The following is a 24624-nucleotide window of genomic DNA, read 5'->3' on the forward strand; positions in this document are numbered from 1 at the left end:
CCTCCGCGACGCAGATTTGCAATGTCAGGAAATCGAATAGTCCTCGAGGGGAAAACGTTTCGCCTCGACAAACGCATTGCGGGTGGAGGTTGGTCGCAGAATCGCAGCCTCACCGTGCTGATTGAAGTAGTAACTGCGCGCGGTCTGGCAACTACCGCCGTAAAAGACGGAGTCGGCCAGATTTTCGGTCATTCGATCGAGAAACTGAGCGTTAGCTTCCTCGGTGACTTCAAACGTGTCGGCCCGACGTCGTTTCACTTCTCCGAAGAGTCGCTCCATGTGCTGCATTTGCGATTCGATGGTCGTGAAGTACGACAAACCGCTGTAGGAATAGGGACTCGCCAGGGTGAGGAAGTTCGGGAAATACGGGACGGATACGCCCTCGTATGCCTGGAACCGATTGTCACGCCACCACTTTCCGAGGTTGCGCCCTTCGCGCCCGATCACCTCGATTGCCGGGAAGTTGACGTCCCACAGATTGAACCCGGTTGCCAGCACCAAGGTATCGATTTCCGTCTTCCGGCCATCCGCCGTAACGATTCCGTCGGACGCAATGTGATCGATCGACGTCGTCTCGAGATGCACATTGTCTTTGGTGAAAGTGCGGAAGTAGTTGTTGGAGAAGGTTGGTCGCTTACAGCCGAAGTCGTAATCCGGGGTCAGTTGCCAACGCAATGCGGCGTCACCGACTTGCGATCGGAGAAATGCACGCGAGAAGGCTGCCGCTGCCTTGTTGACGAGTTTGACCTGCTTGTAGTGCAAGACGGCACTGACCATGATCACTTCCAGAATCCCGGAGCTCACGGCGCGGGCAATCCGCTGTGTGAACGGAATCCGCGAGAACAGTTTCTGCACCGCCGGCGGAATGGGCACGTCGAACTTGGGAACAACCCAGATCGGGGTGCGCTGATAGACGGTCAATTCTGTTGCCGCCCGCGCAAGTTCGGGAATGAGTTGCACTGCAGTCGCGCCGGTTCCGATGACAGCCGTTCTGGTTCCCGTCATGTCGTACGTATCGTCCCAGGCCGTGGTGTGAATGATCTTTCCGGCAAAATCGTCGATCCCGGAGATGTCGGGACGATGCGGTTGCGACAGAAAACCTGTTGCGGTCAGTAGATACTTCGCAGTAACGTCCGGGCGGCCTTCGACGGAGACAACCCAGTGGGACTCGTCCTCGTCCCACCGTGCACCGTTGACCACCGCACCGAAGGTCATGTGTCGACGTAGGTCGTACTTGTCGGCAACATGGTCGGCGTATTTCTTCAGCTCAGCTCCGGGGGCAAAGAGCCTCGACCAGTTGGGGTTAGGTTCGAACGAGTACGAGTAGGTGACCGATGCGATGTCGACAGCCAGACCGGGGTAGCGGTTGACGTGCCAGGTTCCGCCCAGATCGTCTTCACGTTCGAGGATCGCCACGTTGTTCAAGCCCAACCGCTTGAGTTGAATTGCAGCGCCCATTCCGCCGAAGCCCGCGCCGACCACTACTGCGTCGTACTGCACTGCCATTAGAGATTTCCCTCTCGTGAACCGCACATCAGAAAATGACACATCATTCCGTTACGGAAAACGGTATCATTCCAGACGTGACGAAGGCCATAACCCGAGCGGAACGAAAAAAGGCGGAGCTGCGCCGCGAGATCATCGATGCATCATTCGAGTGCTTCGCCCAGCAGGGCTACCACGCCACCGGAATTGCCGACATAGCAACAACTCTCGGAATCGGCCACGGCACGTTCTATCGATACTTCGAGAACAAACGCGACATCATCGATCACGTCATCGACGATCTGATCGCCAAAATCATCGGCGCACTTGCCACCGAGAACGCACCGGACGCAGCCAATACTCTGGACGACTACCGCGCTCAAGTAGCGCGCATCGCCGAAGCACTCCCCCGCATCTTCTTCGACGACCCACGCATTCCCCGAGTGCTGCTATTCGAGACGACGGGTGTCGACGCCGACCTCACCAGCCGGATGCTTGATCTACTGGACCAATCCGCGGCACTAACGGCCGGCTATCTCCACCACGGGGTCAATTGCGGATATCTCCGCGCCGACCTCGACATCGCGAATACCGCGCAAGCGATCAACGGCATGATGCTGGCCAGCGCAATTCAAGGCTTACGGGCGGAAAAACCCGTCGACTGCACCGCACTCAACCAGGCAATCACCCGGCTGATGTTCGACGGTATCCGCGCCGAACAATCCGAATAGCTAGCGGACCACAATCCCCTCGGCGCGCATTGCATTCTTGACCTGCGGAATGGTCAGATCGCCGAAGTGGAAAACGCTGGCAGCCAGTACTGCGTCGGCGCCGGCTTCGACGGCCGGAGCAAAGTGCTCAACCTTGCCGGCGCCGCCGCTGGCGATCACCGGTACGTGCACAGCGGCGCGCACGGCGCGGATCATGAGCAGATCGAAACCGGCCTTGGTGCCGTCTGCGTCCATCGAGTTGAGGAGGATCTCGCCAACGCCCAACTCTGCGCCGCGTTCGGCCCATTCGATGGCGTCGATGCCGGTGCCACGCTTGCCGCCGTGTGTGGTGACCTCCCATCCGGAGGGGGTGTCGGGCTGACCCTGCGGCACTGTCCGCGCGTCGACCGAGAGGACGATGCACTGTGAACCGAAACGCTCACTCAGTTCCTTGAGCAGTTCCGGGCGGGCGAGGGCAGCAGTGTTGACGCTGACCTTGTCGGCTCCGGCACGCAGCAAACGATCGACATCGGCGACGGTGCGAACTCCGCCGCCCACCGTCAGCGGGATGAAAACCTGCTCGGCAGTGCGGCTTACGACGTCGAGCATCGTGCCACGATCCGAGGTGGACGCAGTGACGTCGAGAAACGTCAGTTCGTCGGCACCCTGTGCGTCGTAGGCAGCCGCGAGTTCGACAGGATCGCCGGCGTCTCGAAGATTCTCGAAGTTGACACCCTTGACCACTCGCCCCGCGTCGACGTCGAGGCACGGGATCACACGAACTGCGAGGGTCATGACGTTGGTCCTCCTGAGGACGAATCGCGCGGATCACCGAGCGAATTAAGGATATCGAGAATCTCACCGTGCACACCGGGTGCGGCGGCAAGCACCGAACCCGATTCTACGGTCCAGGGCTTACCGGCAAGGTCGGTGACCACACCACCGGCGGCGCGAACAAGAGCGACCCCCGCCGCGTTGTCCCACGCATTGTGTCCGTAGACGATTGCTCCGCCCAAGATGCCGGCGGCGGTGAACGCCAGATCCACACCCGTCGAACCGTGGATGCGGATCCGCGAGGATACTTTGCTGATTTCTGCCAGTACGTCGAGTCGATAGCTGCCGGGGATACGGCCACGACTGTTCACGTTGAGCGCGCCCAACCCGACGATCGACGACGCCAGGTTGGTCGATTCCAACGGCGCCACCGGGGTTCCGTTCACCAGCAACCGACCGCCGGACCGTGCCGCGTACGTATGACCGATCAGCGGCAACCACGTCAAACCCAGGACCGGAACACCGTCGTCGAGTAGCGCCAACAATGTTCCGGCAGAAGGGAGTCCGGCCGAGTAGTTGAACGTACCGTCGACGGGATCGAGAACCCAGACGAGCCCGGTGTTGACATCGGGACCGCCGAATTCTTCGCCGTGTACCTCGATACCGGTGCGCTCGAACAGCTCCGACGTCAATCGCTTTTCGAGGGCAAGATCAACTTCGGTAGCAAAATCGCTCCAGCCCTTACGGACTGCGCTGGGCGAGCCCACCCCGGCGACAAACTGTTCGTGGATGCCGTCGAGCAGTCCACCGGCAATCGCGAGTAGTTCGTCGAGGTCACGCGGTGGAGTCATCTGGCGAATCTAACCGGAAACTGCGGCAAGCGCTTCGGGAAGAGTGAAGCGGCCTGCGTACAGAGCCTTACCGACAATCGCACCTTCGACGCCCTGGTCAACCAGACTGGAGATCGCGAGCAAGTCGTCGATGGTGGACACTCCACCGGATGCGACGACGTGTGCATCCGTGACGGCGCAGACCTGGCTCAGGAGTTCGAGATTGGGGCCGGTGAGGGTGCCGTCCTTAGAGACGTCGGTGACGACGTAGCGCGTGCAGCCGTCACGGTCCAGACGAGCGAGAGTTTCCCAGAGGTCGCCGCCGTCGGTAACCCAGCCGCGACCGCGGGTGCGGTACTGACCGTCGATCAGACGAACGTCGAGGCCGACAGCGATCTTGTCGCCGTACTTGGCGAGGGCGCGTGCGCACCACTCGGGATCTTCGATTGCGGCGGTACCGAGGTTAACTCGGGCACAGCCGGTAGCGAGTGCCGCTTCGAGGGAGGCGTCGTCACGGATTCCACCGGACAGTTCGACCTTGACCGTCAGGTCACCGATCACGCCGGCCAGCAGTTCACTGTTGGATCCGCGGCCGAAGGCAGCGTCGAGATCGACCAGGTGCACCCATTCGGCACCGTCGTTCTGCCACGCAAGGGCCGCGTCGCGGGGCGACCCGTAACCGGTCTCACTTCCCGCCTCTCCTTGCACGAGGCGAACAGCTTCACCGTTGACAACATCCACAGCAGGCAAAAGGACCAGGCTCACGTGCGGTAACCCTAGTCGGTCAGGAGTTCGAACCGTCCTTCGGGTCACCGAACGCTTTTCGGGTCATCCGCTTGGATACGACGCCCATCGCCGCGATAGCCGCAACGACCCCGAGAAGGCCGATCGCGAGCCCCACCCCGGGCGACGGCCTCACCAGGACGATGAGCACTGTCGTGACCGCCAGAGCAGCCACGGCAGCGCCGAGAGAGAACAACGCAAGGCGAGCAATCGAAAAATCGTCTCCGCTGTTCTTGCCGGGGTTTCCGGTCACAAACTCTGCACCCAGTTGCTCAGCAATTCGGCACCCGCGTCGCCGGACTTCTCGGGGTGGAATTGCGTCGCGGACAGCGCACCGTTCTCGACAGCGGCCAAGAACTTTCCGCCGTGATCTGCCCACGTGAGTTTCGGGGCTGCGATGTGCTCGGACGGGGGAAGTTCCCAGTTCTGCACGGCGTAGGAGTGCACGAAGTAGAAGCGAGTGTCGGCGTCGATACCCTTGAACAACGTGCTGGACTCGGGTGCCTCGACGGTATTCCAGCCCATGTGCGGCAGCACCTCGGCTTGAAGACGCTCAACGGTTCCCGGCCATTCACCGCAGCCTTCGGCTTCGACACCGAACTCGACGCCGCGCTCGAAGAGGATCTGCATACCGACGCAGATTCCCAGAACCGGCCGTCCGCCGGCGAGCCGCTGACCGATGATCCGGTCACCCTGGACTGCGAGCAGCCCTTCCATACATGCCGCGAACGCACCGACACCGGGAACGACCAAACCGTCAGCGGCCAATGCCACCTTGGGATCGCTGGTCACCTCGACCTGTGCGCCGGTGCGCGCCAATGCGCGAGTGGCCGAATGCAGGTTGCCGGAGCCGTAATCGAGAACAGCAATCGTGGAAGCGCTCATGCCGCAACTCTATCGGGCAGGCTTGACGCGACTGTGACCAGTGCTCGAGCCCTCGTTGTGATCAGTGCTCGGACTTCTCGATACCAAGCTTGTCGTAGGCCTGCATGCACAAGGCGACGACCTGCGTCCGGATGCTCGGTCGGTCCAATGCGGGCTCAGGCCATGCAATCTTGACGGCCTTTTCGACCCCGTCGACGTCTGCAACCCAGTCACCCGCAACCGAATCGAGGCCCACCATCCGCGCCGCGGTCGCGGTCGGTTCTGCAAAAGCCTGAACGATCAACAAATTGTCAGTCCCGTGATCACCGTTCATATGGCCGGTCACACCGGCGACGACTGCGTCGTCAAAAGTTGTCATGACTCGAAATCCTAGAACACCGAACGTCGCCGAAGAATCACAGATCAACGCGGACGGAGGAATCTTTGTTCCAACTCTCGGATTCGAGAATTTCGGGCACCGTATTCCATATCGGTCGACCTTGGTTGTCTCGAATATGCGAACACACGAATTCGGTAATCGTGGGGAAATAGCCTCGAAAGTACCCGCGCGAAAGGCGCAGGTTGTCATCGACGAGGTGAGGATTACCAATGAAAGCACTCGTTTACCATGGTCCGGGCAAGAAGGCGTGGGAGGACGTACCCGACGCCGTCATCGAAGATTCGACCGACGTTGTAGTCAGAGTCGATACCACCACCATCTGTGGAACAGATTTGCATATTCTCGCGGGTGATGTCGCCGCTGTCACCGAAGGACGCATTTTGGGCCACGAGGCGGTGGGAACCGTTGTCCAGGTTGGAGATTCCGTGAAGGTGTTCTCTGTCGGGGATCGCGTTCTGGTTCCTGCCGTGACCAAGTGCGGGCGATGCGCGTATTGCCAAGCGGGCATGCCTTCGCACTGCCAGACGGTTGGCGGTGTGGGGTGGATTCTCGGACATCTGATCGACGGAACTCAAGCCGAGTTCGTTCGTGTGCCTTACGCCGATACGTCGCTGTACGCGGTTCCAGACGACATTTCCAATGAGCAGGCAATCTTCCTGGCTGATTCGTTACCTACCGGCTATGAGGTAGGAGTGCTTGCGGGGAAGGTTCGGCCGGGCAGTACCGTGGCAGTGGTCGGCGCCGGAGCAGTGGGGTTGTCCTCGATTCTCACGACCGGACTGTGGGGTGCGGCTCGAACTATCGCCATCGATTCCAACAAGTTCCGTCTCGAGAAAGCTCTCGAGTTCGGCGCGACGGACATCGTCGAGGTCGGGCCATCGACGGTCGCCGACGTTCTCGCACTTACTGACGGGCTAGGTGTCGATGTCGCGATCGAAGCGGTGGGATATCCGGAAACACTTCTCACAGCAGCGTCGCTGGTACGACCAGGCGGGACTATCGCCAACGTCGGAGTTCATGGCACTCCGGTGGAGCTTCCGATGCAGGATATGTGGATCCAGAACGTGACCCTGACAATGGGTTTGGTTGATACCGTGTCTATCCCGACCCTGCTGAAGATGGTCGGAACAGGACGCATCCGATCAGAACTGATGGGTACACATTCGTTCACGTTCGACGAGTTCGACCGAGCGTACGATACTTTCGCTCACGCCGCCGACAACAAAGCCCTCAAAGTAACGCTCTCACCTGGTGCGTAGCCGACAGCGTTCAGAGTAGTTTTCCATAATCTCTTGTCGCCAAATAGGATTGGTGCTTCCACTCGGGATCATTCGACTAGCAACTGTTGAATCGGTCGTAGAATTGGGAGCACCAATCTGGTGCGTGTGTCAACTATTCACTAACCGATGTAGCTGATTCCGAATGCGTCAATTTTCCGGTACAGAGATGATCTTCCGATTCCGAGGAGTGCAGCGGCCTCGTATCGGTTTCCCTTGACTTCGTATAGCGCCTGGATAATCGTCTCGCACTGCGCGGCGTCGAGGGGCGACAGTTTGCGGGTCGCGTCGCGAAAATGCAGCCGGGGCAGGTCCAGAGGCTGAATCTCACCGAAGGGCTTATTCGCGACCACATGTTTGAGGACATCTTTGAGTTCACTGATGTTTCCCGGCCAGGAATACCCTTCGAGCACCCGGACGACTTGCATGCCGAGCCTGAACGAGTGACGGATCGAGATGTCGCGAAGGATCGAGCGGGCGATGTCACCGATATCGTCGACGCGATATCGCAGCGCAGGAATCCGGACTACCTCGTGAAAGTGTGAGGCAAGGAGCGCGTACGGGCGACTTGGGTCGATGGCAGGTGTATCGACGCAGCCGATGACCAGCGGCGGATCGGCGGTACCGGCGAGAGCGGTCAGCGCACCGTCGAGCGCGCGCGATTCATTGACGTCCAAACTGTTCATCGATCGCAATATCAGTAGTCGGCGGGGCGCCTGGTCCCGTGTGCACTTCGACCACCGATCCAGGACGGCGGAGCAATCGAATCGCGCGCAGTTGATCGTCTCAATTCCGGTGGATGAACCTTGCGCGGAGAAGATCTCTGCCGCCAACGTGCTTTTGCCCGTACCAGGTTCGCCGGCAAGTAGGTGATTCCGCTGCTCGGCGATGTTCGCGGCGACTACCTCGCGCGCCCTCACATACGGATTCAGAAGTACCTGGTTCCTATCTTGTGCCTGTCTGTGACGGTCAATGTTCGCGAGCGACGTTGTATAGTCGCGCGGACCTGCTCTGCCAATGTGCGCACCTTGACCTCTAATTGACCCCCCACCAACCAGTACATCCTCGATGGATTCTCTCGTCAGGGTCAGAACACACCCAGTCACATCGCCAAGGAAGAACACCGGTTCGACATCTGCAATTGCGTGTTCTCCCCCGGGAAGCTCGATTCGACACGACTCGAAATGGCCGTTCATCAACGCAGTACGTGCATGGGAGATCAACACGTCGAGCTCACCGCCGAACACTTCGCTGTGCCGGGTCGACATGTTGGTGAACAAGTGGGTTCCGTCGGTGGCAAGAACGATGCGATCCTCGGCATGTGTCTTGGATGCGAAAAACTCAGCAAGTGCACCTATTCGACGTCGGTCGGCATCGACGATCAGCGACTGGACCTGCTGTGCCAAAAACTTCGATACTGATACCGCCATAGGCGAGTGCTCCGACACGTGATTGATCACCACGATTGCCCCGGACACCGATCCGTCGATACCTCTGATCGGTGAGGCCGCCTCCGCGATAGTGGACAGCTCAACCTTCCAGTGTTCAGCTCCAACGACAGCGACTGCGCATTCCATGAGCAGGGAAAGATGTCCGGCGTTGGTTCCGAGTCGCAACTCGTGCGCATCGGACCCCAAAGTCATTCCAGCAGCGTTCAGTACGTATTCCAGCGATTCGTCGCCGTCACGACGTAGACGCAGCCGACTGTTGCAGTCGACTACGACGACTGAGCTCCGGCAATCCGGATCCGATTCGAAGAAGCTCGAGAGAACGGCCTGAGCAGCATCGATCAGTTGCGCCCTACCCGGCCGCTCCTGGAAATCATGGACATCTCGCAGCTTGGAATCTCTATTGTGATTCTTGCATCGACTCCAGGACGAGAGAATATCGGCACGAACATGCTCCGAAGGAGCAGCAACTGTGTCACCTTTCTCCATCGACAGTCGTGCGACGTAAACCTCAGGGGAAATAGACGTCACTTCTCACCGATCCACATGTCACATCGATACTTTCGACCAATTCGGATCGATAATGCTTTCAACGCCGCCACCTTTCACCGTCGAGTCGGTGATCGATTTCACCAATGCCCCAGGTTCGTTTCGCTTCTCAACCGGGCAGCAGCGCGACTTATCGCAATATTAGAGGTCATCCGTCTCACCGTCTGCCGTTCGTTGAAGTTTGGCGGCCACGGACGCTAAGTGATTTCGAGTTCACCCATCCGCGACCAGTCGATTCCGGGAATCTCGGCATTGATGATCCGAGGTGTTTCACTGAGCGCCGGACGCATGGATTCCATCCCTCGTTTGAAGTGATCAGCACTCACATGTTCGGCGCCGGCTTGAGAATCCCGGAATGCCTCTACCAATACATATTCTGCAGGGTTGTCTGCACTTCGGAACCAGTCGAACCAGAGGTTTCCTGCCTCGGCCCTTGTGCTTTCGGTGAATTTCTTAGTGATTGACAGCCAATCGTCCTGATACTCTTCGAGTACATTGAACTTCACCACAATAAAAATCATCGTTACCCCAATCTCCTTTTCCTGCTAGGTAATTCGTCAACCAATTGTCCGACGTCGGCACTACCTGCGCCACCGGGTGACGGCAGCCTTCCTGCGTCAGCACAACGCTGGTTTCGGACGAGGGCCACACGCGCGCGGCCGGCCACTAATTCACAGCGAACCGACCGCGCGCCTTGCAAGCCAGAATCAGTAGATATTCGACGGACGGATCATGCCCTCCGCCAAATCACCGAACCCTGGGGCATTGATGGCGCCGGGATTACCGAAGACTTCCTCCACAATGGCTGTTTCGGTTGTGATGAGCAGCGCCGCAATAGATGCGGCACTCTCGAGCGCTGCGCGGGTGACCTTGAACGGATCGATCACGCCGTCCTCGAAGAGGTCTCCGTATTCTCCGGTCAGTGCGTTGAATCCATGTCCCAGCGGCAATGCCGCAACGGTCTCGACCACTTCGTCGCCGTCGAAACCGGCATTGATTGCAATCCACCGCAGCGGCTCGGCCAAAGCACGACGGACGACTTCGCATCCGATCCCCTCGTCGCCGGACAGGTCCAGTTCGGCAAGCGCACGGTGCGCCTGGGCGAGGGCAGTGCCACCGCCCGACAGAACACCTTCTTCGAGGGCTGCGCGGGTAGCCGCCAGGGCGTCGTCTACTCGCAGCATCCGCTCCTTGAGCTCGACGCTGGTGGCGCCGCCGACTCGAATGACGGCTACCCGCCCCGTGAGTCGGGCGATACGCAGCTTGAGGCTGTCCTCGTCGGCATCGATCTTCGCCCGATCCAACTGCGCGCCCAACTGGGCGATTCGGACGCTGACCAAACTCTGATCACCGTGTCCGCCAACAATCGTCGTCGTATTCTCCGTCACCGTGATCCGGTCACACGAACCAAGATGTTCGAGCGCAACCTCGGACAGCTCGATACCGGTGTCCTTTGCAATAACGTGACCGCCCAGCGCAATTGCAAGATCTTGCAGCTCCGCAACCCGGCGGTGGCCGAAGCCGGGTGCCCGGACGACAACCGACTGCATCGTCTGGTGCATGTTGCCACCGACCAGCAGCTGCAGAGCGGGACCATCCACGTCCTCCGCGAGGACTACCAGCGGACGATCGGCACGCTTGGCCGCCTCGATGCTCGGCATGATGTCCTGCACCTGGTTGATCTTCTTGTTGGTCAACAGAATCAGAGGATTTTGGTGAACCGCTTCCATCCGCTCGAAATCGGTGACCATATAGCCGGAGATATAGCCGTGGTCGAACTCGATACCGTCGACGATCTCGACCCCCATCCCGAGAACGTCGCTTTCCTCTGTCGTGACGACTCCCTCCGTGCCGACAAAGTCGACGGCCTGGGCGATCGCCTGCCCGATCGCTTCGTCGTCACTGGCGGCCAGGCTCGCAATCCGTTCGAGGTCGCGTTGGCCGGAGACCTGGACGGTCTGTGCGCGTAACGCTTCGACAACAACCGGTACAGCCCGTTCGATGCCGCGGCGTACCCGCATCGGGTTCGCTCCGACCTCGACGACCCGCATGCCCTCGCGCACCATCGCCTGGGCCAACACGGTCGCAGTCGTCGTGCCGTCACCGACGGCGCCGTTGGTCTTCATGGCCACCTCCTTGACCAACTGCGCACCCATATTGGCAAAGGGATCACTCAGCTGTATCTCACGGGCGATGGTGACCCCGTCATTCGTAATCGTCGGGGGCCCGGTGAGCTTCTCGAGTACTGCGTTTCGCCCCTTCGGGCCGAGCGTCACTTTGACGGCGTCGGCAAGGGCGTTCACACCGTGTTCGAGACGCCGGCGGGCCTCCGTATTATACCGAATCTCCTTGGCCATGACTGGGTTTCCTTTCGTACGATGCGGATGTTGGGAACGCGATCAGGGAACGAGAATGGCTCGCCCGCGCACACGGCCCGAATCGAGGTCATCGAGTGCGGTCTGGAATTCTTCGAGCGGGTACTTGGTCGTGTGAAGGGTCACCTTGCCTTGGGCCGCAAGAGTCATAAGCTCCTGCAGATCGTTGTACGAACCGACCAGGTTTCCGATGAAGTTGATCTCCGCGGAAATCACGTCGATGGTGGGAACGTCGATGTTCTCGCCGTAGCCGACAACGTAGTAGTTTCCAGCGCGGCGAAGCATCGCTATGCCTTCGGCAGTCGAACCACCCTCACCGACAAAATCGACCACGGCTTCCGCTCCGTGCCCACCGGTGAGATCCAATATCTGTTGCACGTGGGTGCCGTCGGCGACGATGCCTCTGTCGGCCCCGATCCGAACGGCCAAGTCCACCGCGTCGGGATTGCGGTCGAGTACCACCACGGTCACACCCGAAATCGCTTTGAGCACTTGAATTCCGATATGACCCAGCCCGCCGGCACCGATCACCACACAAACGTCACCAGGCCTCGTGGTCTTGGCTGCCTTCGCAACCGCGTGGTACGCAGTGAGACCCGCGTCTGCAAGTGCAGCAACGTCGGCAGGCTCGAGCGAATCGTCGATCCGGACGACACTTCGGGCCGTAGTGCGAAGGTACTCCGCGTAGCCACCGTTGGTGTCGATTCCCGGGAACTGACTGTTCTCACAGTGCACGTCGTCGCCGAAACGGCAAGCGCGACACTGGCCGCAGGTGATGAGAGGATGCAGGATCACCTTGTCACCCACCACGACGTTGGTAACAGAATCACCAACAGCATGCACCCAACCGGCATTCTCGTGACCGATTGTGTAGGGCAGTGCTACTCCACTTTTTTCTTCCCACTGACCTTCGAGAATGTGAATGTCGGTGCGGCACACGCCCGCACCACCGATTCTCACGATGACATCGAGTGGACCCTCGATTTCGGGTTCGGGAATCTCGGTGAGCTGGAGCTTGGTGTGGTACCCCACAACTTGCACGGCTTTCATCGCACGCTCCTCAGGTCGGTCACTCGTGGTGCGGCGTCGACGGATTCGCCGTCCGCGTACCTGGTCGCGAGCAGTCCGCGGCAGAAATGCGCATTACCCTCCATCGAGATGCGGACGGACCGGGCAAAGCGCAGACGAAGCGGGACCGCCTCCGGGGGGATCGCCAGACCTGCGTCGTCGACGAGAACCCGACTGTTGGGGCACATGCTCAGCCCGATGCTGATGCGTCGACGCAGCAGTGCCGACTTTTCTTTGCTCTCCGGAAGGTCTCGCAGTGTCAATCGATGAATATCGTTGATATCCATCGTTGTTCGCTTCACATGCGCGGCGACACATCGCTCCATCGCGGCAGTGTGTGCCTTACGGAGGAAGATGTTGCGCAATTCGACCAGACTCTCCTGCGCCTCAGATCCGAAAGTCCCCACATATCCCGCGTCGGCTGCCAACCCGGTGTTGATCTTGTCGCTGTCGTGGTGATCGTCGAGCAGTACCCGTACGCGCCCGACATTTTCGACCGTACGCAAGGCATCCTGGGCGTCGGAAGCCATGAGATAGGCGAAGTTCGGGGAACAGAAGGCAGTCGGAAGCCTCAGGTGGACGGTCACGCCGTCATCGTCCAACATCACCGACCGCACAAAACCCAGCTCGGTTATCGGTTCATCGAGTTCCGGATCTGTCACCGTGGCAAGCGCTTCGAGCACATCTTCCTGGAGACGAACGTCAACAACGCGAATGTCGATCGCAGTCATGACGACACAGCCTCCTTCGCCCCTACTGCCACATCGACGCCCAACTGCCCGGCGGGCTCGGCCAACCGCAGTTCCGCCGGAACGTCGATGTCGTACAGCGCCGCCGCGTTCAGACCGAGAATCTTCTTCTTCTGATCGATCGTGATCGGGGCGTACTCACCCTGCATGTCCTCGGGGATCTGGAAGTCGACAAACTTTTCGATCAGCCACTGCGGGGTCCAGATCGCGTAGTCGCTTGAAAACAGAATCTTGTCCTCGCCGATCCAGTACAGGAGTTCACCGATGATCTGGGCAAAATACCTTGGTCGGGTGTGAATGAAGGGCAGTGCCACTGCCAGACCACCGAATACGTTGGACTCCTGTGTCGCGATCCAGCAGAAATCTTCCAGGCGTGGAAGGCCGACATGCTCGACAACGAACCGTAGATCCAGGTAGTCGGTGGCAACCTTGTCGATGTCTGCCACATCGAACGCGTCACGATCAAGAGGACGGATCGTGGGTCCCTTGTGGACGTGAATGTTCTTGATACCCAGCTTGATGCATTCTTCCAGGTACCGTCGCGACCAGTGATCGTCGAGCTTGTAGCCACGTGAATCACCATGCCACTCAGCGGTGTAGAGCTTGACGCCCTGCAAGTTCATACGATCGGCGTCCCGGCGAAGCTGCTCGAGGCCGGCCTCGCCGTATCGGGGATCATAGGCGTGGTTGTAGGTCAGCTTGTCCGGGTGCTTTTGGGTGAGCGCGAACGCTTCTTCGGTCTGCCCGAAACCGTTGACGTAAAAGTCACTGAGCAAGGTCGCCTGGAAGATCGCATGATCGACGTATCCGTCCACGAACAGATCACGCATGAGGCGGTCTTCCCCGTAGTGGGTGTACGTTTCGTAGTCCCACACGACCTCTTCGGGGCTGAGATTTTTGTGATAGTCGTAGAAGCAGTCAATGAACTGCTTGCCGTGGACGTTCTTGTGGTTCGACGCTCGGCCGTCCCAAAGGTGCACGTGCCCGTCGACGATGAAGTACTTGTTTCCGTCCTTCTGATACATCGCTTCCCTCACTTGGTCGTGTGCTTACAGGTGGTTGACGACCGGGGCCTCGCGAGGCCCCGGCCGAAGGCAGTCAGTTCGCCTTGAGATCGAAGCCGATGTATTCGGCTGCGTCCTCCGGGCTGGCGAACAGGATGGTCTGGTCGTCGAGGTGGACCATGCGCCCGTAGTGAGTGGAGCTGATCTCCTCGAAGATGGAACCGTCGAAATCCGAACCGAGCGCGTCGGTGAGCTCCTCATAGTCGAAATTCAGTCGGTTCACGCCATCAACACGAATCATCGACGGGTACTCAGTCAGTTCCACCCCTTCCTTCGCACCCATCACTTCCGCGACAACGCGGCCTGTCGGGGTGTTCATCAGCGTGACCCCACACTTGTTCGAGAATTCTGTGTCCGATCCGAATTGCATAGTCACTTGTCCAGCTCCTTCGGGATGTCCAGCCCGAGAGACTCGAGCAAGGAACGGAATTTCTCGGTAGCCGCGTCCAAACTGTCGGCAAAGGTGACAGCTTTGTCGGCAGGCTGAGACCAGATCGGTTGCAGCGCACGGGCCGCCGCGAGGCACCGAGGTACCCAGACCTCCATCCAGGTACCGAACAATGCCTTGTTCGACTCCCCGTGTTCCGGGTCCCTGGTGAGCAATTGGAAGAGATTGCGGGTGTAGGACAAATCCCGGTCGTAGTCATGCTCGCCGGTACCGACAATCGTCGGAGTGATGTAATCACCGTTGCGGGCCGCGATCTGCATCACGAGTTCGCTGCGGAACAGTGATCCGATGAGCTGCTCGAACACTATGTTGGTGGCGAAGAGCAATTCACACCAGTCCGGAACTGCGGTCAGTCTCTCCACGACTTCACGGGTGGGCTGCCACTCCGGCGCCTCCTGCCACACCGCCCGGTGCGCGCCGCCGTCGAATGTTTCGGTGGCCTCGGACAAGTCGAGGTTGAACAGTGCGAGGTCCTGCGCAAAACGCATTTTGTGGGCGGCATTGACCGCAACAGCAGTGTTGATCATGTTGGTCGGTCCCGAACGCTGGATTGCGGTGAACACGTGCAACGCCAGTCCGTTCTCGGCATGCATCCACGCACCGAGATTGCGTTCGATGAACTTGAGCCACGGCGAATTCCAGCTGTCGTAGACACGGGCACGTTTGGCGTTCGACAGGCATAGTTCAACCTGATGGACAACCTTGGAATTGTTACGGAAGATGGTCTGGTCCCACTCCTCGTTCGGATCGAGGAATACGTGCCAGTTGGAGGACTGCGCTTTGGTCCATTCTTTCGGGTATCCACCGGGTCCATCTCGGAATCCGTAGATCCAGCCTTGCGAGAGGTGTCGATCGGGGTCGGGCTGGACGTCGACGGTGACGTCCTCGTACATAGTTGCCCGCCGTTTTGCCGGCGTGTAGTAGCTGTAGGTTCTGCTCTTCGAACTGGGAAACTCGAGTGCGCCTGCCTCGGAGTCGGTGAATTCGATTGCGGGAAAGCTACGTTCCTTCGGCCCTATGGTTGCGGTCATCGTTCGGTTCCTGTCGGTAGAGGGGAGGACGAATGGTTGCTGCCTTACTCGAAGGCCGGGCTGGTGAACTTGTCGTAGAACACTTGGTCATGCGGGACGCTCCTGGCTTCGAGGAGAGCGAGCGCTGCATCGACCATGGGGGGCGGGCCGCAGAGGTACACCTCGGCCTTCGCGATTCCAGCTTCCCGACGATCGACGACTTCCGTGACGTTGCCGGCTTCGACACTCACCGAAGCAGACAGCATTGCACCCGAGCCTGTCGGACCCGACTCTTCCGAGAGGCAGGCCACAAACGTGAAATCCTTCAAATATGTTCCGAGTTCCAAGATTTCGTCGACATAGAACAAATCCTGTGCAGTTCGGGCACCGTAGTAGAAGTGCACCGGCCGGGTACTGCCCGTCTCGCTCAGGTGCCGCAGCAGCGACAGGACCGGGGCCATCCCCGCCCCGCCACCGATGCAGACCACGGGCAGGACGTGGGCGTCCTTGAGGGTGAACGACCCGTACGGGCCGGTCAACGAGATCTCGTCACCAACCGAAATCTCACTCTCCAACAGAGCTGAGAACTTACCCCCCGGATACTTCTTGATCAGAAATTCCACGGATCCGGGCGTCGATTGTGTTGTCGCCATAGAGAACGAGCGATGTTCGTCGGTTCCGGGGATGTACAGATCGGCGTACTGACCTGGCTTGAAATCGAATGTCGTCGGCGAAGTGGCTTGCAGGCGCAGAGAAACGATGTCCCTCGTCATGGACTCGAGTGCGACCACCTGCATGCAAACATTCTGGATCGGGATGCCGCCGAGCAGTTCGTCCTCGTCGAAGTTGAGCAGCTCGATCGTGCAGTCACTGTATGCATAAGAACGACAAAGCAATACGTACCCTTCCTCCTCCTCCGCGTCGTTGCACGCAAATGTCGAGTAGTTCTCCATTTGAACTTCACCGTCGAGAAGAAAAGACTTGCAGGCCGAGCAGCGTCCTTCGCGGCAGCCGTGCATCAGATGAATGCCTTGCCGGAAAGCGGCATCGAGGATACTTTCGTCCTCGCCGACCTCCATCTCGATGTCGACGGGCTCGAAATTGATTCGGTGTGTGTCGGCCACGGGTGTCTCCTGGGCTGATCGATTGATTGCAATGGTTGCGGTGGGCGGCGCCGACATGGTTCGTCACGCCGCCCACCGAGCCTGAAACCGGCTGCGTCAGGCGGGCGTCGCGCCGGCTCGATATGCCGCGATATGTGCCGTGCGTTCCGCGTCGGACATCTGATTCAAGAGCACATTGGGGCTCTGGAACGTATTTCCGCGGACGTCGTCGAGGGTCCACAGTTTCTTCGGATCATCAAGGTGCAGGTGCGGCTGACCGACAAGGGTCTTACCGTCGTCGCGGACATACCCGAGATCCTTGACGATATCGGCGAGATCCTTGTCGTGATGCAAGGTCTCCCATTCACGGAATCCGGTGAGGCGTCCCATGTTCGGGGTTGCCTTACCCTGGTATTCCTCACGGAATGCAACAGCGTCGGTCCAGTAGCAGGTCTCCGAGCAATAGGTTCGCCATTGGTTGTCGACCTTCTCCACAACCATGTCCTCACGGATGAGAGCGGGAACCATGCAGGTCCAGCACCTGTGCGGGTACTGGTACCCGACCTCCTCGAAGGCGATCGGCTTGTTCCGGCCTGGGTAAGCGAGACGGTTGTACTCTTCCCACCACTTCCCGTACTTCGAGTACCAGCCCGGATACTTATGTTCGAACCACTCGAAGTCCTTGTCGGTCATCGTGTCGATTCGCCAGTAGTTGACTGGCCAACCGGTGGCGAAGAACCTCGCGACCTCGTGCACGTAGCCCTTGTTCGTGATGCGATTCCACGCTTCCTCGACCAGGTCGTGTGGGATGGTCAAGCCGTACTTTTCGAGCGGGATCAGGTAGCTACGGTAGTAATCGTCGTAGATCCACCGCCGCCACATTTCGGCGTAGCTTTCCCGGTCCTTGCGGCGGTCCTTGGTCCCGTACTCGATGAACGTCCCGATCGCGGCATCGACAACACAGTGGTTGTTCCACCACGCGTAGCGCAGGTCTCGCTCGAGGAGAGGTCGGTTGCGCTCGTCTGCCAACGCCATCAGCAGAATCGAATATCCGTTGGAGATATGCCGCGACTCGTCGGACTGCACTGAGTGAAATACGGTGGGCAGCAAGTAGTCGCCATTCGCGGCAGCCTCGTCCGGCATCGCGACGAACAATGTGTTCGTGAAAGCCGTCTCCGCGACCACCGTCAGATAGATATTGGCGGCGGTAATTGCGTCGCCGGTGATGAACCCTTCACCGAACTGGCGCCCGATCGTGCCGGCATAGTTGTTCGCAAATGCCTTCTCGGTCATGTCGAATCCGGCGGGATCGATGTAGTTGTTCATGTACAGCTTCTTGAGGTTCATCTGAATCGTCGAGTGCCGAACCTCATCGATCATCTGCACCGCAAGCCCGTTGTGGATTTCCGGATTCGGAACGGCGTCGATGGCCATCGGCATCGCCCTGGCCGCCGAGATCTCGGGGAACGGGATGATCGACAGGAACAACTTCTGCCATTCCATCCACCGCTGCTGGACCTGACGGAACATATTGCCGCGGATCGCGCCGTCCATCGCACCGTAGACGCGGTTGTCCTTCTCCTCCTCCATCGGAAAATACGATCGCATGATCTGCTTGAGGGGATCCTTTTTCGGGGCCTTCTCAAACGTGTAATCGGTGCCGAATCGAGTGGCCGGGGTGGCGAATGTCGGATCCCAGGTCATCTCACTGATCTTCGCGTGGGCCTTCGTCAAGCTTTGTTTACTCAAGTTGCGCCTCCTGGATCGGGTGCCGACCTTGCGTCGGCTGGGGACGTTGTGCAACTAACCCAATCGTGTGATGCGCGTCTCGTTTGTCTCACTTTGAGATTGAAATCACTTTTACTGCTCCATAGACTTGTCCCGAAACGGACATTCGCACACAGGCACGCCACAGCAAACCTCAGGAGATCGATGATGGGTGCACTCGAGCCAAGCATTTTCAGAAATCTCGAGAACTCCAAAATGGCTGCGCCCAAACATTTTTCAGAAAACAATCCCACGAATGGGGCCGATCTGCGCCTGCATCACTGGCTACGAGTGTCGTGGTCACGATCACGGGCCGCACTGGGTGAAATCGACGAACCAACCGCGTCCTACATCGAATCAACGACAGTCGACAGCGTTCTGACACGCGCCGCAAATCCGGTTTTGTCCGCGCTGGCTTCCGAAATCGACAACGAACCGGTCTCTCTCATTCTCAGCGATGCCAAGGGTACGGTCCTCAGACGCTACGGCGGGGACAGTGCTTTGCTCGCAGCCCTCGATCGCGTCGACCTGGCCCCCGGATTTCGCTACTCGGAATCCCAGGTGGGAACCAACGGCATCGGCACAGCCCTCGAAGTCGGTTCTCCCATCGTCATCAACGGGGACGAGCATTACAGTGGGCCCTTACGCTCGTTCTCCTGTGCCGGCGCACTCGTGACACACCCCTTGACCGGAGCCGTCCTGGGTGTCGTGGACTTGACCACCAAGGCCGAAAATATGAACGCCTTGTTGCTGTCCTTCGCCAAATTGGCCGCCGCCCGGATCAAGGAGCGCATTCTCGACGACGCCAACGAACACAATCGAGCAGTATTGAGCGCTTACCACGCAGCTAGCCACTCGGGACAGTCGGTTATCGCGGTCGGTGACGAAGTCCTGATGATCAATGCCCTGACTCAACAACTGTTCGACTCACACGATCAGGCTGCGATCATCGACCGCATCCGGGACGCTCGCGGGCAGTCCAAATCCTTCACTGTGCTCACCGATCTCCCGAGTGGAGCCACCGCCCGCCTCTCGTACCAGCCGACCTTTGCCAACGACAAGCTGGCCGGGGGAATTGTGCGGATCACGGAACAACTCGCCACCCGCACCACTCAGTTCGTAGGCACCCTGAACTTGCGCGCTGTCGCCGGCAGCAGCGCAGTGTGGATGCGTACCGTTCACAACGTCGTCGACGCCTGCAAGCGGCACGAATGGTTGGTGCTCGACGGTGAACCCGGCGTCGGAAAGACCACACTGATTCGAGCGGCGCACGAGCACCTTTCGAACTCACATCACCTTGCAATACTCGACGCAGCCACACTCGTCGGGGAGGACCTGCTCGCCCATGTTTCGGACGAATTGGAAACCGGATCCGATCTTGCGGTCCTCCATGCACACAGACTCAGCGAGGACGATCTCGCAGGACTCGGCCATCTTCTGCAAGATGCCACCCAAGGCGCTTTCCCCCGTGAACCCTGGGTTGCGCTGACCATGCACCCGGAAGAGCCGAGCTCTACCTCGTCGCTACTGCGACTGTTCCCGAAGTCGATCAGCGTACCGCCCCTGCGATACCACCTCGAAGACATCCCAGACCTAGTGAGATCGCTTCTCCGAACCGTCGGTGCAGCAGATCTGACCCTGTCACCCGCTTCATTGAACCAGCTCACACGAATGGCATGGCGAGGAAACATTACCCACTTGCGCAACGTCCTCGAAGAGATCCATCGTCACCGACGCTCCGGAGTCGTAGAACCTGACGCTCTGCCCTCCGAATGCCGAGCAACCACGTGGAGAAATCTGACCAAGCTGCAATCCCTCGAACGCGACGCGATAGTGGATGCACTCGCGCTACACGTCGGCGACAAGACCGCCGCCGCACAAGCATTGGGCATGTCACGAGCCACGATTTACCGCAAGATCCGCGAATTCGGCATAGCCTACAAAGCCCCGAGAATCCCACCCGTATCCAATTGAGAGCCTCACAGCCTTGCGTCTGAGACACACTCCCGCCCAAAGGTATTCATCCGCACGGACTCGATCAGCTCAGATCATGCCTGAGGCAGACTCCGACACAGTCCCCTACCATCCGTTCGACCTGACCACAGTGTGGCCGAAGGCTATTGCCCCCTCATCGAGGTCGGCGAGTGGGCACTCAACCGCTACAGGGCCGGTTGTTCTCGTGCGGTGACGCGCCGCGAGATTCTTAGAACAGCACTACCGACGCGGCTGCAATCACAATCTTCACGGTCCGGAAAGGCCACTTACGGCCACCGGGCACACGATATCAAAGTGTCCTATTGTGGCCACCTCAAAATGCCTCGCCGTCGAGAAATGTCCGATATGTTCCAGTGCGGTGGTCACCTTCCCGTGGCCGCTACGCGCCCCCTCCGAGGTGCGGACTACCTGGAAGGAACTGAATTTTTTGACCGTTCTCGATCGACCACACCCACGCACTCGATGGTCCCGCGCCGCGGCAGCTCTGGGCGCCGGCGCGCTCGCTGCCGCCATGACCCTCGGCGTCGGGACCGCATCCGCCGACACCGTCGACCCCACGCCGATCCCGGTCGGCGCTGAGCCGGCCGGAGTGGCAATCACCCCCGACGGCACCCGCGCCTACGTCACCAACTGGGGTGCCGGGGCGGTGTCGGTGATCAACACCAGCGACAACATCGTCACTGCCACCGTTCCGGTCGGTTCACTTCCGCAGGGGGTGGCGATCACCCCCAACGGCCTGCGCGCCTATGTCACCAACCGAGGCAACAACACGGTGTCGGTAATCAACACCAGCGACAACACCGTCGACCCCACACCCATCACGGTCGGTTCAGAACCGATCGGAGTGGCGATCACCCCCGATGGCCTACGCGCCTACGTCTCCAACGCGAACGGCAACACCGTGTCGGTGATCAACACCACCGACAACACCGTCACCACCACACCCATCCCAGTCGCCGCGAATCCATGGGCAGTAGCGATCAGCCCGAACGGTGCCCACGCCTACGTCACCCACCGCAATAGCAACACCGTGTCGGTCATCAACACCACCGACAACACCGTCAATCCCACACCCATCACGGTCGGTCAAGGTCCGACATCGATAGCGTTCACCCCCGACGGCTTACGCGCCTACGTCGTCAACCTGGAGAGCAACTCGGTGTCGGTGATCAACACCAGCGACAACACCGTCACCGGCGCACCCATCCCTGTCGGCCAGCGCCCGTACCAGGTAGCGATCACCCCTGACGGTCAACGCGCCTACGTGTCCAACAGGACCGACAGCACGGTATCGGTCATCAATACCACCGACAACACCGTCACGACCACCATCAACCTCCCTGCCGGCGGAAATCCGTTCGGGGTGGCGATCACCCCCGACGGCCTCCGCGCCTACGTCACCAACAATGCCAACGCCACGGTATCGGTGATCACAATCGAAATAGCTCCCACACTCACCGGGGCACCGCCCGCCGGCGTTGTCGGCCAGCCCTACAGTTACGCCTTCACTGTCACCGGACAACCGACCCCCACCGTGACCGCAGTCGGTACTCTGCCCGCCGGTCTGACACTCACTGAAGCCGGCATCCTGTCCGGAACACCCACCGAGGATGGGACGTTCCCCGTCACCTTCACGGCGTCTAACGGCATCGGCACCCCCGCCACCCTTGACGTCACCCTCACCATCACCGCAGCTCCGGAACCGCCCTCGACGGGTTCACTCGGATCGCTCGGAAACTTCGGCTCCTAACCTGCTGAACGTGAATCATCCCCGGGTTGCATGGCAACCCGGGGATGATTCTGTTTTCACATCAGATGCGCAGCGCGCCTGCGACCGCCGCCAGGATCGCAAGCGCCAGGAGAATTCCCGACGCCAATTTGTTCACCTTGAACATCGAATAGGCACCGCCCATGGCGATTCCGGCACCGATGAACAACAGGTAGGTATGAAGAACGCATGATCGACGGAGCCTGACCCTCGGATCGTCGGGAACGAGCCGACAGCCTGGGCATCCCGCACCTGGAGGTGTTGCCGGACTCCGTATACGAAGACAACCTCCTCCGGCCCCTTACTTTCTGCCGGGCGGGCACTGTCCACTCTGGATCCGAAACCCAAGCCCAACCAGCCACCATAAATACTTACTGACGGTTCACCAGCCCCGAAGCTGGATCGAACGTGAATCGCCCCGGTCGGTTCACGTTCAAGCACTTCGCCGCGTGAGAAGGTGGGTTCCACTCGTGCATTCGGCACCGCCGATGCACGCTACAAGTGCCATAGGGATCCGGATGAAGGAGAGCTTGATGGAAGCGGCGTTCGATGCGGCTGGGCTGGTGGGGTATCGCTATCGCACCGAGGACTTTTACGAGATGGGGCGGGAAAAGATTCGCGAGTACGCGCGAGCGGTACAGGATCTCCACCCGGCGCACTGGAGTGAGGACGCTGCTGGTGCGCTCGGATACGCCGGCCTGATCGCACCGACCACATTCCTCTCTACCGTCGCGATGCTGGCCAACCGCAGACTACTCGAGACCGTCGTGAGCGGCGACGACATCGTCGTGCAGACCGATCAAGTTTTCGAAATGCACAAACCGATACTCACCGGCGACCGGTTGATCAGCGATGTTGAACTCACCTCCGTGCGCCGCATCGCAGACAAAAACCTGCTTACCATCACCAACACCTTCATCGACCAGACCGGTGACACCGTGCAGGTCATGCACACCACCGTCGTCGCAATCACCGGCGGTGACGTCAACGCCGACATGAGCGAGACGATCGAGCGCGTCATCATGAGCGGACTCGACACGACCTCGCAGACTGTGATCGCGGCAGCCGACGGACTACCGGTAACGAAACCGGATTCGAAAACCGCTGCACGCCTATCCCAAGTATCACGAACACGTGTTCCGCACACCGCAATCCGATTCCACGACATCGCCATCGGTGACGAGCTTCCCACTCGAACCGTGCGCCTGACGCGCGGCGATCTGGTGAACTATGCCGGGGTCTCCGGGGATGCCAACCCTATCCATTGGCACGACGACGTCGCTGCGCTGGCGGGTCTTCCGGACGTGATCGCCCACGGCATGCTCACAATGGGCTTGGCTGCGGGATTTGTTACTGGATGGCTCGGTGACCCGGGCGCGCTGATCAGGTACGGAGTCCGGCTATCGAACTACGCTGTCGTCGAAGCCGACTCCGCTGGAAGTATCGAGTTCACAGGGCGTATCAAGTCGGTCGACGCTGCGACCAAGACCGCTGTCGTCGTAATCGTCGCGAAATCCGCCGGACGCAAGGTCTTCGGCCTGGCTACCGCGGATGTGCGCCTCGCATAACCTCATACGCCCAGCTTCGGGCCGTTGACCGGATCTGCCACTGAGTCCGACTGACCAAAGTCACCACCAAATCACCAAACTTCACCCGAATCCGCTGAAAGTCGACACCGTTCTCAACCCGATTGGCCACAGGCCGAAATTCGCCGATGCACGCTGGTAGATCTGTGACGGATTCGAGACGATGGAAGGCCTGTGTGGGGTATCGACAGGTGCCGGAGGCGGATCCGCGAAGAGGTGATCAGTTGGTTACAGTGTGCTGCTCCAAGTCAAAATGAGTCAGGACCTGGACGCCCTGTTGGTACCCGGACATGCCATTGCCCTCGGGGACCTGCGGCAGCGGGGCTTCACGTCGATGCGAAACCAGCCCGGCGCCTTCGTTCTCACGTTTCTCCGACGGCTGCCCGAGCCGTGCTGGACATGGTAATGATTGGGATCGAATAAACACTGCTGCAACAGAATTCGAGTCTCGCCAAACTCTCCCATGCGTAACTATCGAAAATTCCCCCCAACAGCCGATCACTCAAAGTTACAGAAACACAACAACATCCAAGTCGCACACATAGCCAATAGCGACGTGGCATGACGTTAT

Annotated in this window: 23 protein-coding genes; 5 read left to right on the top strand and 18 right to left on the bottom strand. The window is 59.5% G+C overall.

The window, feature by feature from the left end; genetic code table 11:
• Positions 1-24: 24 nt before the first annotated feature.
• On the bottom strand, positions 25-1506 hold the full coding sequence (locus BDB13_RS21045) for a flavin-containing monooxygenase (protein ID WP_094273542.1): 1482 nt from the start codon (positions 1504-1506) through the stop codon (positions 25-27).
• 35 nt (positions 1507-1541) lie between these two features.
• On the opposite strand from BDB13_RS21045, the gene BDB13_RS21050 reads away from it, so the two are divergent.
• The gene (locus tag BDB13_RS21050; protein ID WP_176459639.1) at positions 1542-2216 is read left to right on the top strand and encodes a TetR/AcrR family transcriptional regulator; all 675 of its coding nucleotides are present in this window, start codon (positions 1542-1544) and stop codon (positions 2214-2216) included.
• Here the strand turns inward: BDB13_RS21050 and hisF are convergent, their stop codons facing one another.
• The 6 genes from hisF to BDB13_RS21080 form a co-directional block, all read right to left on the bottom strand.
• Positions 2217-2990 carry an imidazole glycerol phosphate synthase subunit HisF gene (gene hisF / locus BDB13_RS21055; protein WP_094273543.1) on the bottom strand — a complete coding sequence of 258 codons (774 nt, stop codon included), beginning with the start codon at positions 2988-2990 and terminating at the stop codon, positions 2217-2219.
• The gene (locus BDB13_RS21060) at positions 2987-3820 is read right to left on the bottom strand and encodes an inositol monophosphatase family protein (RefSeq protein WP_094273544.1); all 834 of its coding nucleotides are present in this window, start codon (positions 3818-3820) and stop codon (positions 2987-2989) included. The genes hisF and BDB13_RS21060 overlap by 4 nt, the downstream gene beginning before the upstream one ends.
• A gap of 9 nt (positions 3821-3829) precedes the next feature.
• Positions 3830-4564 carry a bifunctional 1-(5-phosphoribosyl)-5-((5-phosphoribosylamino)methylideneamino)imidazole-4-carboxamide isomerase/phosphoribosylanthranilate isomerase PriA gene (gene priA / locus BDB13_RS21065; RefSeq protein WP_094273545.1) on the bottom strand — a complete coding sequence of 245 codons (735 nt, stop codon included), beginning with the start codon at positions 4562-4564 and terminating at the stop codon, positions 3830-3832.
• A 19-nt stretch (positions 4565-4583) separates the two neighbouring features.
• On the bottom strand, positions 4584-4835 hold the full coding sequence (locus tag BDB13_RS21070; RefSeq protein WP_094273546.1) for a hypothetical protein: 252 nt from the start codon (positions 4833-4835) through the stop codon (positions 4584-4586).
• Positions 4832-5467, bottom strand: a complete 636-nt coding sequence (gene hisH / locus BDB13_RS21075) for an imidazole glycerol phosphate synthase subunit HisH (protein WP_094273547.1) — start codon at positions 5465-5467, stop codon at positions 4832-4834. The genes BDB13_RS21070 and hisH overlap by 4 nt, the downstream gene beginning before the upstream one ends.
• Positions 5468-5528: 61 nt before the next feature.
• Positions 5529-5825 (bottom strand): DUF2470 domain-containing protein, encoded by a 297-nt coding sequence (locus BDB13_RS21080; RefSeq protein WP_094273548.1) that lies wholly within the window; start codon positions 5823-5825, stop codon positions 5529-5531.
• A gap of 230 nt (positions 5826-6055) precedes the next feature.
• On the opposite strand from BDB13_RS21080, the gene BDB13_RS21085 reads away from it, so the two are divergent.
• On the top strand, positions 6056-7105 hold the full coding sequence (locus tag BDB13_RS21085; protein WP_094273549.1) for an alcohol dehydrogenase catalytic domain-containing protein: 1050 nt from the start codon (positions 6056-6058) through the stop codon (positions 7103-7105).
• A gap of 140 nt (positions 7106-7245) precedes the next feature.
• Here BDB13_RS21085 and BDB13_RS21090 read toward each other — a convergent pair whose 3' ends face one another.
• The 10 genes from BDB13_RS21090 to BDB13_RS21135 form a co-directional block, all read right to left on the bottom strand.
• A complete protein-coding gene (locus BDB13_RS21090) occupies positions 7246-9102 on the bottom strand; it encodes a helix-turn-helix domain-containing protein (protein WP_094273550.1) in 1857 nt (618 codons plus the stop codon).
• A gap of 215 nt (positions 9103-9317) precedes the next feature.
• Positions 9318-9641, bottom strand: coding sequence for a putative quinol monooxygenase (locus BDB13_RS21095; protein ID WP_094273551.1), 324 nt, complete (start codon positions 9639-9641; stop codon positions 9318-9320).
• Positions 9642-9827: 186 nt separating this feature from the next.
• On the bottom strand, positions 9828-11477 hold the full coding sequence (gene groL / locus BDB13_RS21100; RefSeq protein ID WP_094273552.1) for a chaperonin GroEL: 1650 nt from the start codon (positions 11475-11477) through the stop codon (positions 9828-9830).
• 42 nt (positions 11478-11519) lie between these two features.
• The gene (locus tag BDB13_RS21105; protein WP_094273553.1) at positions 11520-12545 is read right to left on the bottom strand and encodes an NAD(P)-dependent alcohol dehydrogenase; all 1026 of its coding nucleotides are present in this window, start codon (positions 12543-12545) and stop codon (positions 11520-11522) included.
• Entirely contained in the window at positions 12542-13294 is a 753-nt protein-coding gene (locus BDB13_RS21110; RefSeq protein WP_094273554.1) for an iron-sulfur cluster assembly protein, read from the bottom strand. The genes BDB13_RS21105 and BDB13_RS21110 overlap by 4 nt, the downstream gene beginning before the upstream one ends.
• Positions 13291-14337, bottom strand: coding sequence for an amidohydrolase family protein (locus BDB13_RS21115; RefSeq protein WP_094273555.1), 1047 nt, complete (start codon positions 14335-14337; stop codon positions 13291-13293). Before BDB13_RS21115 ends, BDB13_RS21110 begins: the two co-directional genes overlap by 4 nt.
• 73 nt (positions 14338-14410) lie before the next feature.
• Entirely contained in the window at positions 14411-14746 is a 336-nt protein-coding gene (mimD, locus tag BDB13_RS21120) for a propane 2-monooxygenase effector subunit MimD (protein ID WP_176459736.1), read from the bottom strand.
• Positions 14747-14748: 2 nt separating this feature from the next.
• Positions 14749-15855, bottom strand: a complete 1107-nt coding sequence (locus tag BDB13_RS21125; RefSeq protein ID WP_094273557.1) for an aromatic/alkene monooxygenase hydroxylase subunit beta — start codon at positions 15853-15855, stop codon at positions 14749-14751.
• A gap of 44 nt (positions 15856-15899) precedes the next feature.
• Positions 15900-16958, bottom strand: coding sequence for an FAD-binding oxidoreductase (locus tag BDB13_RS21130; protein ID WP_094275078.1), 1059 nt, complete (start codon positions 16956-16958; stop codon positions 15900-15902).
• A 96-nt stretch (positions 16959-17054) separates the two neighbouring features.
• Positions 17055-18686 carry a methane monooxygenase gene (locus BDB13_RS21135; RefSeq protein ID WP_094273558.1) on the bottom strand — a complete coding sequence of 544 codons (1632 nt, stop codon included), beginning with the start codon at positions 18684-18686 and terminating at the stop codon, positions 17055-17057.
• A 234-nt stretch (positions 18687-18920) separates the two neighbouring features.
• Between BDB13_RS21135 and BDB13_RS21140 the strand changes: the two genes are divergently transcribed.
• Entirely contained in the window at positions 18921-20678 is a 1758-nt protein-coding gene (locus tag BDB13_RS21140) for a sigma-54-dependent Fis family transcriptional regulator (RefSeq protein WP_254922896.1), read from the top strand.
• Positions 20679-21126: 448 nt separating this feature from the next.
• Positions 21127-22449, top strand: coding sequence for a YncE family protein (locus BDB13_RS21145; RefSeq protein ID WP_254922897.1), 1323 nt, complete (start codon positions 21127-21129; stop codon positions 22447-22449).
• A gap of 61 nt (positions 22450-22510) precedes the next feature.
• Here BDB13_RS21145 and BDB13_RS33070 read toward each other — a convergent pair whose 3' ends face one another.
• The gene (locus BDB13_RS33070) at positions 22511-22636 is read right to left on the bottom strand and encodes a hypothetical protein (RefSeq protein ID WP_254922898.1); all 126 of its coding nucleotides are present in this window, start codon (positions 22634-22636) and stop codon (positions 22511-22513) included.
• A 349-nt stretch (positions 22637-22985) separates the two neighbouring features.
• Between BDB13_RS33070 and BDB13_RS21150 the strand changes: the two genes are divergently transcribed.
• The gene (locus BDB13_RS21150; protein ID WP_254922899.1) at positions 22986-24035 is read left to right on the top strand and encodes a fused (3R)-hydroxyacyl-ACP dehydratase subunits HadA/HadB; all 1050 of its coding nucleotides are present in this window, start codon (positions 22986-22988) and stop codon (positions 24033-24035) included.
• Positions 24036-24624: the final 589 nt, after the last annotated feature.

The organism is Rhodococcus sp. OK302 (assembly GCF_002245895.1).
Classification (GTDB): Bacteria; Actinomycetota; Actinomycetes; order Mycobacteriales; family Mycobacteriaceae; genus Rhodococcus_F.

Bases quoted from the DNA above. Each gene is read 5' to 3' on its own strand.
- BDB13_RS21115 (WP_094273555.1), bottom strand. From the start codon at position 14,337: ATGTATCAGAAGGACGGAAACAAGTACTTCATCGTCGACGGGCACGTG.
- BDB13_RS21050 (WP_176459639.1), top strand. From the start codon at position 1,542: ATGACACATCATTCCGTTACGGAAAACGGTATCATTCCAGACGTGACG.
- BDB13_RS21105 (WP_094273553.1), bottom strand. From the start codon at position 12,545: ATGAAAGCCGTGCAAGTTGTGGGGTACCACACCAAGCTCCAGCTCACC.
- BDB13_RS21125 (WP_094273557.1), bottom strand. From the start codon at position 15,855: ATGACCGCAACCATAGGGCCGAAGGAACGTAGCTTTCCCGCAATCGAA.
- mimD (WP_176459736.1), bottom strand. From the start codon at position 14,746: ATGCAATTCGGATCGGACACAGAATTCTCGAACAAGTGTGGGGTCACG.
- BDB13_RS21095 (WP_094273551.1), bottom strand. From the start codon at position 9,641: ATGATTTTTATTGTGGTGAAGTTCAATGTACTCGAAGAGTATCAGGAC.
- BDB13_RS21045 (WP_094273542.1), bottom strand. From the start codon at position 1,506: ATGGCAGTGCAGTACGACGCAGTAGTGGTCGGCGCGGGCTTCGGCGGA.
- BDB13_RS21060 (WP_094273544.1), bottom strand. From the start codon at position 3,820: ATGACTCCACCGCGTGACCTCGACGAACTACTCGCGATTGCCGGTGGA.
- hisF (WP_094273543.1), bottom strand. From the start codon at position 2,990: ATGACCCTCGCAGTTCGTGTGATCCCGTGCCTCGACGTCGACGCGGGG.
- BDB13_RS21150 (WP_254922899.1), top strand. From the start codon at position 22,986: ATGAAGGAGAGCTTGATGGAAGCGGCGTTCGATGCGGCTGGGCTGGTG.
- hisH (WP_094273547.1), bottom strand. From the start codon at position 5,467: ATGAGCGCTTCCACGATTGCTGTTCTCGATTACGGCTCCGGCAACCTG.
- BDB13_RS21085 (WP_094273549.1), top strand. From the start codon at position 6,056: ATGAAAGCACTCGTTTACCATGGTCCGGGCAAGAAGGCGTGGGAGGAC.
- BDB13_RS21110 (WP_094273554.1), bottom strand. From the start codon at position 13,294: ATGACTGCGATCGACATTCGCGTTGTTGACGTTCGTCTCCAGGAAGAT.
- BDB13_RS21080 (WP_094273548.1), bottom strand. From the start codon at position 5,825: ATGACAACTTTTGACGACGCAGTCGTCGCCGGTGTGACCGGCCATATG.
- groL (WP_094273552.1), bottom strand. From the start codon at position 11,477: ATGGCCAAGGAGATTCGGTATAATACGGAGGCCCGCCGGCGTCTCGAA.
- BDB13_RS21140 (WP_254922896.1), top strand. From the start codon at position 18,921: ATGGCTGCGCCCAAACATTTTTCAGAAAACAATCCCACGAATGGGGCC.